At 42.4% G+C, this 1,423-nt stretch carries 1 protein-coding gene; it reads right to left on the bottom strand.

Annotated features, from left to right (window positions below; genetic code table 11):
- Nucleotides 1–87: 87 nt before the first annotated feature.
- Entirely contained in the window at nucleotides 88–1,311 is a 1,224-nt protein-coding gene (locus I6E11_RS14580; RefSeq protein WP_235329732.1) for an IS4 family transposase, read from the bottom strand.
- Nucleotides 1,312–1,423: the final 112 nt, after the last annotated feature.

Below are 1,423 nucleotides of genomic sequence, written 5' to 3'. Positions count from 1 at the left end.
TATTACTGTCCGCTAAAGACGTGAATTCCCTCCCAACTTGCTGAAATAGATAAGTTGGGAGTTATTTTCATATCAGACAAGCCCCTCTTATGAGCTTATTACCTCCTTAGGTGGTGGTTCTGCTGCCTCCATAAGCATCATTTTAAGGTCTTCATCAGGTTTGTTAAAGAATGTGTTTATATTGAGGTAATACATCAGGACTATCCTTACCATCGTAGCCAACCCTGAAAAGCTCCATCTCCTCTCAAGAGAGCTTTGCAGCAGCGATAACAACAGATTGGCTATGAGCGTCACCCATATCTGTATTTTGATGGCATTAGCACTCTCTCCATAAAAATATCTCAACGGGAAATTCTGCTTGATTTGCTTGAAAAGTGATTCGATCTGCCAACGACGACGATAAATGGCCACGATTGTTTCCGGGCGCATGTCAAAATCATTGGTAAGCAGTGAGACCAATTTGGGCTGTTTCCCCCTTTTAATGTCCACATAGGTTACGATTCTTGCGATGTGCCTTGTTTCTCCTTTACGGAATACTACAACTTGCTCTCTGTATTCCATCTTGCCCTCCGTGGTCATCTCCATAAAGTCGAACAAAATCTCATAGTTGAGGTTCTTCTTCATTTTTGTAACATAAACCACGTTACGCTCCGTCAATTCCTCGAATTTTTCATAGTTGATATAGGCTCTATCCATTGCAGCGATCTCCTTGTCGGAAAATTTGGAGGGGACAAGCATAAAAGAGTCGTTTGTAGCAGCAGATGTAAACTGTACATCACAGGGAACGCCCTCGTTGGCTTGTATGACGGCATGAACCTTTATACCACCTTTCTTCTTGCCAGTCTTTGGATGCCTTCCCACACCTTTGAATATGAGGTTGGAAAACAAGGATATTGTCGTTGAATCTATGATTCTCAGCCGTTTTACCCATTCCTCTGTCCCATTGCGCCGGCTGTCCGAGGTAAGTTTTGACTTATTTTCCTCGTAAAGGTCATGGTAAACATCCTCAAAGAACTTTTCAGAACGTCTGGAATTGGCATCGGACAAGGTGCTGCGCCTGGGAACTGTCTCAATACCTATGTGATGCAATTTACGTACCTCAGCGGTCATTGAGGTCTCTATCTCACGCAATGAATCGAAGCGCATTATCACGGCATAGAGCATCGTAAGCAGATGGGTAAAGCCATCAAAGCTCTTTACATACCTTTCACCACCATGATTACGGCTGAATTGAAGAATTTTGGACTTATCTAACAATTTTATTAGCTGCCCATATATCGGCTGTCCGAAGAAATGTGTACTTTTGCTCATGGTTAAACTTTTAGTGTGGTGACTCAAAGATAACCAAAATAGGGCTGACTTCCAAAATCGGAGGACGGCCCTATCATTATAATGATGTATGAACTTTTAGCGGACAGTAATA

This window comes from Bacteroides caecigallinarum (assembly GCF_021531075.1).
Lineage (GTDB): Bacteria > Bacteroidota > Bacteroidia > Bacteroidales > Bacteroidaceae > Phocaeicola > Phocaeicola caecigallinarum_B.
Note: the sequence above shows the minus strand (reverse complement) of the source record. Positions and strands in the feature narration are given on the sequence as shown.